The 13,647-nt window shown below is 60.4% G+C and carries 13 protein-coding genes and 2 tRNA genes; 6 read left to right on the forward strand and 9 right to left on the reverse strand.

All coding sequences use genetic code 11. The features are described from left to right. Nucleotides 1-104 precede the first annotated feature (104 nt). The 4 genes from Q4D83_RS00005 (at nucleotide 105) to msrB (ending at nucleotide 2,146) form a co-directional block, all read left to right on the forward strand. Nucleotides 105-176: transfer RNA gene (locus Q4D83_RS00005), tRNA-Val, on the forward strand. Between the two features lie 35 nt (nucleotides 177-211). After that, nucleotides 212-284, forward strand: a tRNA-Gly gene (locus tag Q4D83_RS00010). Nucleotides 285-532: 248 nt separating this feature from the next. Next, nucleotides 533-1,615 (forward strand): glycosyltransferase family 87 protein, encoded by a 1,083-nt coding sequence (locus tag Q4D83_RS00015; protein ID WP_303171874.1) that lies wholly within the window; start codon nucleotides 533-535, stop codon nucleotides 1,613-1,615. A 93-nt stretch (nucleotides 1,616-1,708) separates the two neighbouring features. Beyond that, nucleotides 1,709-2,146, forward strand: coding sequence for a peptide-methionine (R)-S-oxide reductase MsrB (gene msrB / locus Q4D83_RS00020; protein WP_303171876.1), 438 nt, complete (start codon nucleotides 1,709-1,711; stop codon nucleotides 2,144-2,146). Between the two features lie 43 nt (nucleotides 2,147-2,189). On the opposite strand, the gene hemQ is transcribed toward msrB, so the two are convergent. Continuing rightward, nucleotides 2,190-2,894 carry a hydrogen peroxide-dependent heme synthase gene (hemQ, locus tag Q4D83_RS00025; RefSeq protein ID WP_303171877.1) on the reverse strand — a complete coding sequence of 235 codons (705 nt, stop codon included), beginning with the start codon at nucleotides 2,892-2,894 and terminating at the stop codon, nucleotides 2,190-2,192. Nucleotides 2,895-3,051: 157 nt separating this feature from the next. On the opposite strand from hemQ, the gene Q4D83_RS00030 reads away from it, so the two are divergent. Continuing rightward, the gene (locus tag Q4D83_RS00030) at nucleotides 3,052-3,648 is read left to right on the forward strand and encodes a DUF3000 domain-containing protein (RefSeq protein WP_303171878.1); all 597 of its coding nucleotides are present in this window, start codon (nucleotides 3,052-3,054) and stop codon (nucleotides 3,646-3,648) included. A 25-nt stretch (nucleotides 3,649-3,673) separates the two neighbouring features. Here the strand turns inward: Q4D83_RS00030 and Q4D83_RS00035 are convergent, their stop codons facing one another. From Q4D83_RS00035 to Q4D83_RS00050, 4 genes are read right to left on the reverse strand one after another with little or no spacing between them, the layout of a single operon-like run. Further along, on the reverse strand, nucleotides 3,674-4,429 hold the full coding sequence (locus Q4D83_RS00035; protein WP_303171879.1) for an ABC transporter ATP-binding protein: 756 nt from the start codon (nucleotides 4,427-4,429) through the stop codon (nucleotides 3,674-3,676). After that, nucleotides 4,426-5,406 carry an iron chelate uptake ABC transporter family permease subunit gene (locus Q4D83_RS00040; RefSeq protein ID WP_303171881.1) on the reverse strand — a complete coding sequence of 327 codons (981 nt, stop codon included), beginning with the start codon at nucleotides 5,404-5,406 and terminating at the stop codon, nucleotides 4,426-4,428. Before Q4D83_RS00040 ends, Q4D83_RS00035 begins: the two co-directional genes overlap by 4 nt. Next, nucleotides 5,399-6,334, reverse strand: a complete 936-nt coding sequence (locus tag Q4D83_RS00045) for an ABC transporter permease (RefSeq protein ID WP_303171883.1) — start codon at nucleotides 6,332-6,334, stop codon at nucleotides 5,399-5,401. The genes Q4D83_RS00040 and Q4D83_RS00045 overlap by 8 nt, the downstream gene beginning before the upstream one ends. 25 nt (nucleotides 6,335-6,359) lie before the next feature. Then, nucleotides 6,360-7,352: a siderophore ABC transporter substrate-binding protein gene (locus Q4D83_RS00050; protein ID WP_303171884.1), complete on the reverse strand. Its 993-nt coding sequence runs from the start codon at nucleotides 7,350-7,352 to the stop codon at nucleotides 6,360-6,362. Nucleotides 7,353-7,554: 202 nt separating this feature from the next. On the opposite strand from Q4D83_RS00050, the gene Q4D83_RS00055 reads away from it, so the two are divergent. Next, nucleotides 7,555-8,808 (forward strand): HRDC domain-containing protein, encoded by a 1,254-nt coding sequence (locus tag Q4D83_RS00055; RefSeq protein ID WP_303171886.1) that lies wholly within the window; start codon nucleotides 7,555-7,557, stop codon nucleotides 8,806-8,808. A 1-nt stretch (nucleotide 8,809) separates the two neighbouring features. Here the strand turns inward: Q4D83_RS00055 and dxs are convergent, their stop codons facing one another. Genes dxs through Q4D83_RS00075 form a run of 4 tightly spaced genes read right to left on the reverse strand, consistent with a single transcriptional unit; the run spans nucleotide 8,810 to nucleotide 13,647 of the window. Then, nucleotides 8,810-10,732, reverse strand: coding sequence for a 1-deoxy-D-xylulose-5-phosphate synthase (dxs, locus tag Q4D83_RS00060; protein WP_303171887.1), 1,923 nt, complete (start codon nucleotides 10,730-10,732; stop codon nucleotides 8,810-8,812). A 58-nt stretch (nucleotides 10,733-10,790) separates the two neighbouring features. Beyond that, nucleotides 10,791-12,074, reverse strand: a complete 1,284-nt coding sequence (locus Q4D83_RS00065) for a class I SAM-dependent RNA methyltransferase (RefSeq protein ID WP_303171888.1) — start codon at nucleotides 12,072-12,074, stop codon at nucleotides 10,791-10,793. Then, the gene (locus tag Q4D83_RS00070; RefSeq protein WP_303172835.1) at nucleotides 12,071-12,649 is read right to left on the reverse strand and encodes a DUF3159 domain-containing protein; all 579 of its coding nucleotides are present in this window, start codon (nucleotides 12,647-12,649) and stop codon (nucleotides 12,071-12,073) included. The genes Q4D83_RS00065 and Q4D83_RS00070 overlap by 4 nt, the downstream gene beginning before the upstream one ends. 53 nt (nucleotides 12,650-12,702) lie before the next feature. Beyond that, a complete protein-coding gene (locus Q4D83_RS00075; RefSeq protein ID WP_368502160.1) occupies nucleotides 12,703-13,647 on the reverse strand; it encodes a DUF3710 domain-containing protein in 945 nt (314 codons plus the stop codon).

The raw sequence follows: 13,647 nt of genomic DNA on the forward strand, positions 1-13,647 counted from the left end.
CGCATCACCTTGCCAAGGTGAGGGTCGCGAGTTCGAGTCTCGTCATCCGCTCTGGGTCGTTCTTCCGAAACTGCACAACAGTTCGGATTCTGGACACCTATCTCGCGCGTTTAGCTCAGCGGGAGAGCGCTTCCCTGACACGGAAGAGGTCACTGGTTCAATCCCAGTATCGCGCACACGAGCGCTGTGCCGCTCGGAAAAATGCACAGATGCGGATGTAGCGCAGTTGGTAGCGCATCACCTTGCCAAGGTGAGGGTCGCGAGTTCGAGTCTCGTCATCCGCTCTCGCTTAGAAAGCCCTGAACTTTTCAGGGCTTTTTATTATTTTACGGGGTGTATGGCGGTATCGCGGCAATCATTTCGATAGGGTTAAGCGGTGACTTCCCAACTCATGCATAAGCTACGACACACGTGGGTGTCTTCGGAGCACGCTCCGGGGCCGCGCCACGAATCCCGCCGGACTCGCTGGGACCGAGTTGGGAACGCCGTTTTTTGGCCTTTCACGATTGTCAGCGCATTGCACATTCTTGCGGTGCGAGCGGTCAATGGCAGTACGACCGATGATTTCTCCACCGTGTATTACGCGATCCGGCGCGCCGTGGAGGGCGTTCCGGTTTATAACGAAACGTATTTCTATGTGGACCCGCATTATTTGTACAACCCCGGCGCCACCTTGGTGTTGTTTCCGCTCGGTTTGATTTCGGATTTCACCACGGCTCGCGTCGTTTTCATTGCGCTAAACGTAGTAGCGATTGTCGCGGCCTTGGGCCTGCTTACTCGCATGTTTGGCTATAGCCTTCGCTCCTGCGTGTGGCCGGCATCATTGTTCGCGGCGTTTTCCACGGAAGCTGTGCAAAACACGCTGCTGTTTTCCAATATCAATGGATTGTTGCTGTTGGCGCTTGTGGGATTTTTGTGGGCGCTGCTCAACGATCGAAATATTGTCGCCGGCATTATTTTGGGCGTTGCGATCCTCGTAAAACCGCTATTTGCGCCATTGTTGTTTTTGCCGTTTGTGCGGATGCAGTTCTCCACGGTTGGTATTGGCATCTTGGTGCCGGTACTGATCAATGCCATTGCGTGGCCGCTGATCCCTGGCGCTGGGGATTATGTCACCCGCACCATGCCATATCTTGGCGAAGTCCGTGATTATGCCAATAGTTCCCTGCCCGGCGCCGCCGTGTACTTCGGCATGCCGGTGTGGCAGAAGAATATTTGGTTTGTGGTGTTCGCGCTCGTGGTGATTGTCGCGTTGTTGGCGTTGTTGCGGTACCGGCATAGCGAGCCGCTGTTTTGGGCGTGCACCACTTCTGGACTGTTGTTAGCAGGTGTGTTCTTCTTGTCTTCATTGGGACAGATGTACTATTCCATGCTGTTATTCCCGCTGATGTTTACGGCATTGTTGCAGCGTTCTGTGATGCATTCGTGGTTGTCGTGGCTGGCGGTGTTCTGCTTTTACTCCCCCACCTTGTGGGCTTGGCAGGATTACCAGATTTACGGCCGTTGGGTGGATTTGTTCCGGCCGACCTTTGGCTGGGGCACGATGTTGCTTGTTACCTGCGTGTTTTCTGTGCTGTGGTTACGGCGGGAATGGGCGCAGCAGAAAACTGGTTAACACTGACAGGCACACGCTTATCGACGCCGCGGGCACACACACCCGCCACGCGTGCCTCACGTTTCTGTCCGCACACACCATGCAGGAGTTTTCATGACCGACTTCAAGTTGATTTCTGATGACGAATGGCGTCAGCGCCTCAATGCGGAGGAATACCGAGTGCTCCGCCAGGCTGGGACCGAAGCTCCGTTCAAGGGCGAGTTTACCGACCATAAGGCCGAAGGAATCTATTCGTGCCGCGCCTGTGACACGGAGTTGTTCCGGTCGAATCAGAAATTTGATTCCCATTGCGGCTGGCCGTCGTTTTTCTCTCCGCTCGCTGGCGATCGGATTATCGAGCGCGTGGACAACTCCCACGGCATGGTGCGCACCGAGGTGATCTGCGCGAATTGCGAATCCCACCTCGGGCATGTGTTTTCCGGCGAGGGGTACGATACCCCGACCGATCTGCGATACTGCATCAATTCCGTCTGCTTGACGTTTGCCCCCGCCGACGCAGCCGATAGCGGTGCTTCCCCCGAGGCCGGCTAGCCGAAACCAGCCGGCAGGATCCCCCATTCACCGTGGGACGGTGTTAGGGCATCACTTCGATGATCTCGGCGATGTCGGCGACGCGGCGACCGCTGAAGAAGGGGATTTCTTCGCGCACGTGCAGGCGCGCTTCGGTGTAACGCATGCGGTGCATCAGGTCAACGTTGCGGTGCAGCTCGGGGGCTTCGAAGGCGAGGATCCATTCGTAGTCGCCCATGGCGAAGGCCTGCACGGTGTTGGCGCGAACATCGGGGAAATCGCGTCCGGAACGGCCGTGTTCGGCAAGGATGCGGCGGCGTTCCTTTTCATCCATGAGGTACCAGTCGTACGAGCGGACGAATGGGTAGACCGTGATCCAGGCGCCTGGATCTTCGCCCATGATGAAGGATGGCAGGTGTGATTTGTTGAATTCGGCAGGCCGGTGCAGGGCGGTGCCACTCCAAAATGTTTCGCTGCTTTGTCCGAGCCGGGTGGTGCGGCGGAAGTCGTTGTAGGCGCGCTGAAGGTCTGCGATTTCCTCGGCGTGCCACCAGATCATAAAGTCCGCTTCGGCGCACATGCCGGAAATGTCGTAGATGCCGCGGACGGTGACTGTGGCGGCGTCGTCAAGCTTGGCAAAGAATGCTCGCGCGTCGGCGATGGTTTCGTCTCGTTGTTCGCCAAGTGCGCCGGGGATGACGCGGAACACCACCCACTGCGTATACCGCTGAACGCTGTTGAGCTTCGCAAAATCAATCTTTTCGGCCATGCCGTTCTTAACCTCTCTTTAGATGGCATACATGCTGGTATCAACCGTGATCCCAACTTTTCTACGAGTAATTCTATCCGCTGTTTGGACGAACAACACTAGGGGTACCGGCGCGCCTCCGCACCCCCACCGAGTTTGACGAGTATCTTTTGTCCTTGTGACCGACTCAGATGCCACATTACGCCCCGAATCCACGAGCTCGATTTCGGCCGAAAACGCGCCTCAGCTGTTCCGCGACGCCGTCGACTCAATGCATTCCGCGTTGCTGCGTCCTGAGATTTCATTAGGTACGATCCGGCCGCCGCAACGCCTCGCCCCGCTCAGCCATGCGATTGGCCTTGAGGTGGATAGCGAAGTCATTGACGGAGATGCGTTCGGACGGTTGATCCTCTTGCACGATCCCCGCTCCGAAGACGGTTGGGAGGGTGCATTCCGCCTCGTGGCGTATATCCAGGCAGATATGGACGCCGCGGTAGCCAACGATCCTTTCCTGCCGGAGGTGGTGTGGGACTGGCTCCAGGAGGGCTTAGCGTACGCACGTGCGGATTACACCAATATGGCGGGTACCGTTACTTCGACGGCTTCCGTACGTTTTGGCGATATCGGCGGACCGCCGCGCGCCTTTCAATTGGAGCTTCGTGCCTCGTGGACTGCCACGGAACCACAACTGACACCCCACGTTGAAGCATTTGCGAAAGTGCTAGCGAATGCAGCGGGGTTGCCGCCCGTGGGCGTGACCGAGCTGCGCCGCTAACACCGCGCACGCGAATCGGGGGGAGCTAACAGTAGATGGCCATGGGGCGACCGTCGATATCAATGACGCGCATGGCCACACCATAGAGCGCCTCAAGGTTTTCGGCCGTCATGAATTCCGCCGGGGAGCAGCTATGTACGAGTGTTCCCTGTTTCATGGCGACGATGTGGTCGGAAAACGCCGCCGCGAAGTTAATGTCATGGATGACTATCACCACGGTGCGCCCAAGCTCGTCGGCGGCCCGCCGCAGCAGCCGCATCATCGCCAGGGAGTGCTTGATATCCAGGTTGTTGAGCGGCTCATCGAGCAGCACATAGTCCGTTTCCTGCGCCAGTACCATCGCCACGAATGCGCGCTGCCGCTGCCCGCCAGAGAGCTCATCGAGCGCGCGGTCGGCGTACTTTTCGAGATCAAGGTAGCGCATGGCGTTGGCCACTGCCGCTTGGCACTCCTGTGTGAGCCGGCCGCCGGAATGCGGAAAGCGACCAAATTCCACCAGCTCGCGAACGGTGAGCCGCACCGCCACCTTATTGTCCTGCCGCAGCACCGCCATTACCTTGGCAAGTTCTTTCGATTTCGTGGTGGTCACGTCGTTGCCGTCGATGGTGACGGTGCCGGAATCGGCGTCGAGAAGCCGGGCAATAATGCTCAGGAGGGTGGACTTGCCGGCGCCGTTTGGCCCGATGACGCTGATAATGCCGCCGCGGGGAACTTCGAGGGTGACGTCATCCACGACGGTGGTGGCGCCGTAGGACTTGCTAATGTTTTGGATGCGAATCACCGGGAAAGACCTTTCTTTGAAAGCAGCAGGTAGAGGAACAACAGGCCGCCTAGGAATTCGATAATCACGGACAACGATGTGTTGAATTCAAACACTTTGCCGAGGATCCACTGCCCCGCCACGAGGGACAGTACGCCGAGCGCACTCGCAGCCGGAATGGTCCACGCATGCCGATCCGTGCGAACGAGTACATAGGCCAGGTTTGCCACGATCAACCCGAAAAACGTCACAGGACCAACCAATGCTGTCGCCGCCGACACCAACAGCGAACACGCGATCAACACACCGATGACTTCGCGGCGGTAATCAACTCCAAGGCTCATGGCGGGTTCGCGGCCCAGCAGCAATACGTCCAGCGTGCGGCGCCGCAGCCACAACCAAACTGTGACGGCGACAATGAGGGTGGCGCTGACGATGAGCAGGCGAACGTCGATAAAAGAAAACGTGGCGAAAAAGCGGTCCTGCAACACTTGATACTCACCGGGGTCGATCATGCGTGCCAGCAATGAGGAAAGCGAACGGAACAGCGCCCCCACCACGATCCCCACGAGCAGCAGAAGATCCAGCGACATGCGGCCGCCGTGGAAGACCACGGCAAACAGGGTGACCGACAGTCCGATCATGAGCGCGCTATTAATGGCGAACAACAGCAACGAATCCGCCCCATGGAACAATACGGTGCCGAACACAAACACGATGGCGGTCTGGATCAGCACGAACATGGCGTCAAAGCCCATGAGCGAGGGGGTAAGGATCTTATTTGCCGTGATGGTTTGGAACACCACGGTCGATGCGCCGATGGCAACGCCGACCACAGTGAGGCCTGCGGCGGTTGTCGCCCGCCGTTCGATCACAAACTGCCACGCTTTGGGCAGATCGTACAACACGAACAGCGCAACAGCAGCGCACGCCAGTGCGATAAACAGCCAGGTGATAAGGGTGCGGCGGCGGGCCGCACGATGCGCGTTGTCAACCACGGGCGTTCCTCCGAAGCAGCATGACTAGGAAGATTCCAGCCCCCACCACGCCCATCATGGTGCCTACCGGGATCTCGAACGGGTAGCGGATTAGTCGGCCGAGGATGTCGCACAGCATGCACAATCCGGCGCCCGTCAGCGCCACCCAAGGAAGCGAACGCCGCGTGTTATCCCCCATCACCATCGACACGATGTTCGGTACTACTAAGCCTAGGAATGGGATGGAACCCACCACGGTGACCACGATGGCGGACACCGCTGCGACAATGATCAGACCCAGGTTTTCCACCGCTTTGGCGTTGATCCCAGCGTTGAGCGCGTAGCTGTGGCCGAGCCCCAAAATGGTAAACCGGTCGGCGGCAATATAGGCGACCACCACCAGCACGCCGATGAGCCACAGCAACTCGTACCGGCCGCGCAGCACCCCCGCGTAGGAGCCGAGCTGCCAAGCCCCGAGGGATTGCAGGAGATCGTATTGGTATGCGATGAAGGTGGCTACCGCGCCGATAACGCCGCCGAGCATGATGCCGATCAGCGGGACGGTGAACCCGCCGGGGTTGGGAATGCTGCGCACCGCGGCCAGAAACAGCGCAGTGCCACCCAGTGCAGCCAGCGAGGCGCACAGCATTTTCACCCAGATTGGGGAATCCGGGTACAGCAAGCTGACCAGCACCAACCCGAGCGCTGCGGCTTCGGTGGTGCCCACGGTGGACGGTTCCACGAAGCGGTTGCGGGCTAGCAGCTGCATGAGCAGCCCGGCCACCGCAATCGTGGCGCCGGATAGCAGGATGGCCACGGTACGTGGAAGGCGGGAGATCGCCACCACCTCCGCACCGGTTTCTGCTACCCCGAGAAATAAACTGACCGCTGACATCGCGGCGAGTGCCACGAATGCCAGCGGTAGCCAATAATACGATCGAACGCTCATTGGTTGTTCAGCGGAGTGCGGGCGCCTATTGTACGGCGTCGCCGACCGCGTCGATCATCTTGCCGTAGGTGTCTAGGCCAGAGCCAACGAGGTACCAATCGGTGGAGCTTAAGTACACAATATTGCCGTCCTTGCCGGCTTTGGTTCCCTTGATGAGCTCGTTGTCCAGGGTTGCTTTCGCGGTGTTGCCTTCTTCGCCGACGGCGGCGTCGCGATCCACCACGAAAATGTAGTCCGGATTCGCATTGGCAACGTATTCGAAGGAGATTGCTTCACCGTGACGGCCGTCCATCTTCACTTCGGCCGCAGGCTTAAAGCCGAGTTCGTACACGAGCGCGAACCGCGAGTCCGTGCCGTATGCGGAGAGCTCACCACCGTTGGTCATGATTACCAGCGCGGTTTTGTCGGCGGCGGTAACTTTCTTCTTTACCTCGTCCATCTTGGCATCGATCTTAGCCACCTGCTCGTCGGCTTTGGCTTCGAGGCCGAAGATTTTAGCAACGGTTTCAGCGTTGTTCTTGGTGTCCGCAATGGCATCCTTATAGTCGAACGAAAGGTCGACCGTGGGGGCGATTTTGCTCATTTCCGGGTAGGTAGCGGCGTTGCGGGAACCCAGCAGGATCAAGTCCGGTTCAAGCCCGGCGATGGCTTCCATGTCCGGCTCCTTAAGGGAACCAACCTTCTTCGCATCACCGTAGTTTTCCGCGATCGCTGGGGCGGCTTTCACGCTGGGCACGGCGACGACTTTGTCGCCGAGGCCCAAAGTGTCCACATAGTCAAGCGCGGAGTAGTCGAGCACCACGATTTTTTCGGGTTCGGCCGTGATTTCAGTGCTGCCCTGTTTGTGCTCGACGGTGAGCGGGTAGCTGGCTTTGCTGGCTGCGGCGGCGCTGGAGCCGCTTTCAGAACTTGCAACGGCAGTCGCACTTCCTTGCGAATCTTGTTCGCTGTTTGTGCAACCGGTGAGTACCAACGCGGAGGCTGCGGCGAATGCAGCGCAGCGGATGGCAAGTTTCATGTGACGAGGTCCTTTACTGGGGTCTGGGGTAAACTCCAAGCGAAAGCCGGTAAAGTCAGGCAATCCTAAAGAACGCTACTATAAGTAACCCTACCCTTGTCAAACTATTGGGCGAGCAAATCCCTCACCGTTGCGCGGAAAAGGATTCAAACTTTCGGCCGACGCTTCCCGCGTCGAGGGCGAACTACTACACTGAACAAACATGCCAAACCCGTTGCGTTTTCCCGCCGACGGTCTGCCCAAAGTGCTCACCACGCCCGCCGAGTTTGCCGAGGCGGCCGCGCAATTGCGCAGCGGGTACGGGCCGGTGGCCATTGACACCGAACGCGCCAGTTCATTCCGTTTCGACGACCGCGCCTTCCTCATCCAACTTCGCCGGCGCGGCACCGGAACGCTCCTGCTCGCCCCAGAGGGCCAGCGCACAGCACTCACCAAGCATCTCGCCCCTGTGGTCAATGAACTGGAATGGGTCATCCACTCCGCCCCCTCGGATCTCCCCTCGCTGCTGGCGCTGGGCCTCTACCCCACCAGCCTGGTCGACACGGAAAAAGCCGCCCGACTCGCCGGGTTCGCACAACCAAACTTGGCGCAATTGGTGCACGATGTGCTGGCGCTTGATATGGCCAAAACCCACGGGCGGGAAGACTGGTCCACCACGCCCCTTCCCGAAGACTGGATCGTCTACGCGGCACTGGACGTGGAGGTGCTGCTGGAACTCAGCGAAGCACTCATCGAACTGTTGGATCAATCCAACAAGCTTGAGTGGGCGGAGCAGGAATTCCGCCACATCTTGCATTCGTTCCCCCCACACGTGGACGAACACACCGGCGAGGTCATGGTGACCCCGCTGCCGGTGCACACGTGGCGGGACACGAAGGGCATTGGCACGTTGCGCAGTCGGCGCCAATTGGCTATCGCCCGCGCATTGTGGCGCACCCGTCAACGCATCTGCAGCAACCGAGACATCGCCCCAAACCGGGTGCTGCGGAACAAGGACCTCATCGCCATCGCCGCGGCCTCCGCCACCACACCGGCTGCCGCGGCGCTGGCCATGGGCACCAGCAGTAAACACAAAAAGGCCATGCGCTGGAGCGGGGTGGCCGCCCAAGCGCTCCGGAAAGACGCCGAAACTTGGCCCGAGCTTGCGCAGCGCACACCCCCGCAATATCCACCAACCCGGTATTGGAGCGAAGACCATCCGGAAGCCTTTGCGTGTTTCACCCACGCCCGCGCGGCGTTAGAGGTCACGGCGGAGCAACTCAACATGCCGTTGGAGTGCATCGTGTCCATGCGGGCGCTGCGTCACGTGGCGTGGGCGTGCGGCAAGGTTTACGGCAAGCTCCACGCGGACATTATCGCAACAACACTTGCTACCCACGGGGCCCGCGCCTGGCAGATCGACATCATCACCGGGGTGCTGTGTAATTCGGCACCCCCGAGTCCGACGCACGGATAAGTTAACCTGCGTCTTCGGACGTTTGGGCGGCAACGATGGTGTCGGCCCATTCGTCGATGGCGGCGACGACTCCCGCGACGTCGAGACCCAATTGCTGCAACAGCTCGCCGCGGGAAGCATGGTCAAGGAATTGCTCCGGCACCGCCAAATGTCGAATCGGCGTATCAATCTCGGCGGCGCTCAGCACCTCGGAAAGCAACGAGCCCACGCCGCCATGAATCACGCCGTCCTCGAGCGTAACCACAAGGTCATGGTCGGCAGCCAAGGCCACCAACGACGGCGCAATCGGCACCACCCACCGCGGATCAACCACCGTGACATTGCACCCGGAATTGCGCAATTGTTCGGCGGCAGCGACGGCCACGTGCGCGAACGCACCGACGCTGACAATCAAGACGTCGATAGCATCATCGGCGTCGTCGGCGTCCTGGTAGGACAGAATATCCACCCCGTCGTCGAGGGTATCCACCGCGGGCAGCACCTGCGGCAACGAACCCTTCGGGAACCGCACCACGGTCGGCCCCGTGGTCACCTCCAGCGCCTCGTTAAACTGTTCTTTCAGCTGCTCGCCGTCGCGCGGGGCGGCGATCCGGATACCCGGGACGATGCCAGTGACCGCAAGGTCCCACACCCCGTTATGGCTTGCGCCGTCGTTTCCGGTAATACCCGCGCGGTCCAACACGAGCGTCATGGGAAGCTTCAGCAACGCCGCGTCCATCAGCAGTTGATCGAACGCGCGGTTTAAAAACGTGGAGTAGATGGCCACCACAGGGTGCAGCCCGCCCAACGCAAGACCCGCGGCGGACGCCACCGCATGCTGCTCGGCAATCCCCACATCAAACATCCGGTCGGGGAACTTCGCGCCGAACGGCGCCACGCCCGTCGGCCCCGCCATCGCCGCCGTGATAGCCACAATGTCGGTGCGGCGCTCGCCCGCAGCAATCAACTCCGCCGAAAACACCTCCGTCCACCCCGGTTCCGAAATCTTCACCGGTAAACCAGTTTCGGGGTTCATCACCCCGGTGGAGTGCATGAGGTCATCAACGTTGTTTTCCGCAGGCGCATAGCCGCGCCCCTTCTCCGTAACCACGTGAACGATAATCGGCCCCTCGTAGTCCCGCGCGTACCGAAACGCGTTTTCCAGCTGCTTCAAGTTGTGCCCGTCAACCGGGCCAACGGACTTGATCCCCAACTCCGGAAACAAGTCCGTGGGAATCACGGTGTACTTCACGCCCTCCTTCAGCGCGTGCATCACCTCAAAGGTGCGCTTGCCCACCCAGCCCATCGAATTCAGGGTGTTTTTCCCCTGGCCCATCACCTTGTCGTAGAACGGTTGCATGCGCAGCTCGGCCAAGTTGTTGGCCAGCCCGCCAATCGTGGGCGAATAGCTGCGGCCATTGTCGTTGACCACGATCACTAGGTTTCGGTCCTGGTTGGCGGCGATGTTATTCAGCGCCTCCCAACACATGCCGCCGGTCAGCGCACCGTCCCCCACCACGGCCACCACCTTCCGGTCAGTTTGCTCTGTAAGCGCAAACGCTTTCGCTAGGCCATCCGCATATGACAGCGATGCGGACGCGTGGCTGGACTCCGTCCAATCGTGCTCGGATTCCGCCCGGCAGGTGTATCCAGAGAGCCCTCCTTGTTGGCGCAGGGTGTCAAACGCCGCAGCCCGTCCGGTGAGAATCTTGTGCACATAGCTTTGGTGGCTGGTATCAAAAATGATCGGGTCTTTCGGCGATTGGAACACTCGATGCAGTGCGATGGAAAGCTCCACAACGCCAAGGTTTGGCCCGAGGTGACCACCAGTAGCGGAGACTTTCTCCACCAAAAAATTCCGAATCTCTGCGGCTAGATCCTCTAATTGCTGGGAAGATAACCCCGCGAGATCGGCCGGCGAAGCGATGCTGTGAAGAATGCCCATGAGAGTGCGTCGAAGACCTTTACATCAGGTGGCTGGATGAACGGTGATGGCGGCTATTCTACCCGTCGTTGCCTGACAGAGCCGCCTTCTGACCCTCATATCCTAAATGAACCGGTTCGAAAAGACCGAAGGTTTCACTATGGTGCGTACCAGGAAACGCGTTGATCACAGCCAATCTGGTCATTGCGTATCCATGTTCGTACCAGCTTCCGCAATCACGTGCGAACGTCGCGGGGTCACACCCCACGTGCAGCACCACCCGCGGGCGAGCAGCGGCAATCGCGGCGACAACCTCGGCACCAGCGCCCTTGCGCGGCGGATCCAGAATCACGGCATCGGGGGTGGGCAACTGCGGCACCAAATCGGCCACGTCCCCGCGGTGGAACCGCACCGGGGATTCCCGCAAGGCACGCGCCCCATGCCGGGCGGCCGTTGGGAACGTCTCCACGGAATGCACAGCGTACGTATCGGAAGCGCTGGCGGACAGGGCGTCGAGAAGCGCGGGGATAAACAGCCCCACACCGCCGTACAAATCCCAGCCGATGCCGGCGCCCGGGTGGCCGGTAAGCGTGTCCCGCAGCCAACTCGCAGCGAGTTCGACGTAAGTTGCGGGGGCGGCCTCGTGCGCCTGCCAAAACGCGGTGGCGGGGAGCCGATACTCCACCCCAAGTACCTCTTGGTACACCAGTTCGGAGCCCTCGAGGACGCGTTCCACTCGGTGCCGACGCCGCCCACGCCGCACTTGACGAACCTCCGTGATCGTGCGCGCGCCGTCCGTCCCCAACGCAACCACCACCTCCGCACCGGGGGTAAAACGCCGCGCCCCTTCACCCACAATTCCGTCAAGCAAACCGATTGGAGCCTGTGCGCACTGCTCCCGCCACACCACGTCATTACCCCCGTCTTCGCGCACGCCGGCGCGGCCCTGATCGTCCACCCCCAGCCGCCAGCGTGTCCGCCACTCCACATTCGGCTCCAGCGGAATCTCCGCGCACTCCGGCACCGACTCCAAGCCCGCGATACGCCGCAGCTGATCCTGCACGATCGAAGCTTTCATCGACAACTCCGCGGCGGGGAGCACCATGCCGAAATCGCAACACCCCGCCCCGCTTCTCGACGCCGCGCACCGCTGCTCAACGCGCAGCTCAGACGGGCGCAACACCTCGAGGATGACCCCCTTGAGCCAAGCGGTTTTCACCCTGGTAATCCGCACTCGCAGCACGTCGCCCGGCAGCCCACCTCGAACCAAACACACGCGCGAATCCTCCGCGAGTGAGCCGACCCCGACGCCGCCATGCGCCAGGCGAAGGATCGTTACCTCAACAACATCACCAAAAATCATTCCAATGCCTCACGCGCACGCCGCACAGCCCAAACCGAAAGCAGCAACACCAATCCAGTGAGCGGCCAACCCATAGCAATGCGCGTGACCGCAAGCGCAGTGGTGGCGTCACTCTGATACAGCCAATTCTGCACCACAAACCGTGCTGCGAACACGAGTGTCCACCCGATCGTGGCAATCGCGTACGCCCGCCGCGCGCGCGGCACCTTGCGCCACGCCATGTTTTCCCCGTTGATGCCCCGCCAAATGACGCCCACCATCGGCCACTTCACCACCACCGACACTGCGAACACAATGCCGTACAACAAATACATCCAAATGCCGTACAGGAAATAGCCCTTCGCAGAACCCGTGCCCCAAGCGATCGCCGCGCCAATGGCCACGCCGAAAAAGCCGGAAAACGCCGGCTGCAAGTTTTCCTTGCGCACCAGCCGCCAAATCAACACCGCTACGGCCACCCCCACCGCCGCGCACAGCGCCGGCACGAGGCCATAAAAGTTATTGACCGGAACCAGCACCAAAATCGGCAGTGTTGAGGAAACTAAACCCCCGAGCCCACCCATCTGGTCCAACATGGAAGGTTGCGAATCATCCTGAGCCTCTCCATGGCCCCCCAGGTGCGCCCGTGTCACCGAGGTTCAGCCTTCATCTGCTGGAACGCGGACGCCGCTGGCCCCTTCGGAGGCGCCGGCGAAGCCAACCGCGGCGGCGTGATCGAACCCGACCCTTGGGGCCGTGCGCGCTCTGCGCCTTGCTGCTGCCGCGCAGCTTGGTGGGCCTGCCCGGCCTTGGCCGCCTGGTGTGCGTGTTGGGGCTGCGCCGCCTGCTGGGCCTGCGCCGCTTGCTGGGCTTGCGCCTTGCGCTTTTCCATTGCCTCGATCACATGGTTGGCCAGCACATCCGGCAACGCCACCGGCAGCGAGGTACCCGCCATCATCGGCTGATCACCACGGCTCACAAACGTACGTGCGGTGACCTCGCGGCCCATGGCGGCCATTTCCTGCTCCAACGAATTCGGGGCGATCACCGTCATCCGCAGCATCCAACGGGGCCCATCCACGCCGATGATGCGCACCGTCACCTCGTCCCTGCGGCCAACCACTTCCCTGCCCCACGGGCCATGCTCGATTCGAACAAGGTAATTCTCAGAGCGCATGTCCTCTGCGAGCTTCTTCGTAGCTTCCCGCCACTGGCCGCCGCCACGGGGCGCGGCAAATGCCACTGGTGTAATACGTCCATATTGCGTGACAACGTGCAGCATTCGGGGTCCGGTTTCGCCCATTTCCAATTGCACTTCCGAACCAATAGGCAAAGGAATTTGTACGCTACCTAAATTGAGAATTCCATGAGAAAAATCCGAGAAATCGAAATCTTCAATATTTACGGAATCTGCGTCAAAGGGGCCACTATCGCCCGAGATTGCGTCATGGATAGGATCCGGCGCCTCTCCGTCGCCCTCATCAGCCAACGCATCTGCCTCAGCGGTTAAAGGCGCGGGGTACTCTTCGTCCAGCTCCGCATAGCTGAGGTCCGCGTCTTCACCCTTCTTTTTCCCAAATGGCCACATTGCCAC

This window comes from Corynebacterium sp., from assembly GCF_030532715.1.
In the GTDB taxonomy this organism is placed as follows: Bacteria; Actinomycetota; Actinomycetes; order Mycobacteriales; family Mycobacteriaceae; genus Corynebacterium.

Bases quoted from the DNA above. Each gene is read 5' to 3' on its own strand.
- msrB (WP_303171876.1), top strand. From the start codon at position 1,709: ATGACCGACTTCAAGTTGATTTCTGATGACGAATGGCGTCAGCGCCTC.
- hemQ (WP_303171877.1), bottom strand. From the start codon at position 2,894: ATGGCCGAAAAGATTGATTTTGCGAAGCTCAACAGCGTTCAGCGGTAT.
- Q4D83_RS00045 (WP_303171883.1), bottom strand. From the start codon at position 6,334: ATGAGCGTTCGATCGTATTATTGGCTACCGCTGGCATTCGTGGCACTC.
- Q4D83_RS00050 (WP_303171884.1), bottom strand. From the start codon at position 7,352: ATGAAACTTGCCATCCGCTGCGCTGCATTCGCCGCAGCCTCCGCGTTG.
- Q4D83_RS00055 (WP_303171886.1), top strand. From the start codon at position 7,555: ATGCCAAACCCGTTGCGTTTTCCCGCCGACGGTCTGCCCAAAGTGCTC.
- dxs (WP_303171887.1), bottom strand. From the start codon at position 10,732: ATGGGCATTCTTCACAGCATCGCTTCGCCGGCCGATCTCGCGGGGTTA.
- Q4D83_RS00065 (WP_303171888.1), bottom strand. From the start codon at position 12,074: ATGATTTTTGGTGATGTTGTTGAGGTAACGATCCTTCGCCTGGCGCAT.
- Q4D83_RS00070 (WP_303172835.1), bottom strand. From the start codon at position 12,649: ATGTTGGACCAGATGGGTGGGCTCGGGGGTTTAGTTTCCTCAACACTG.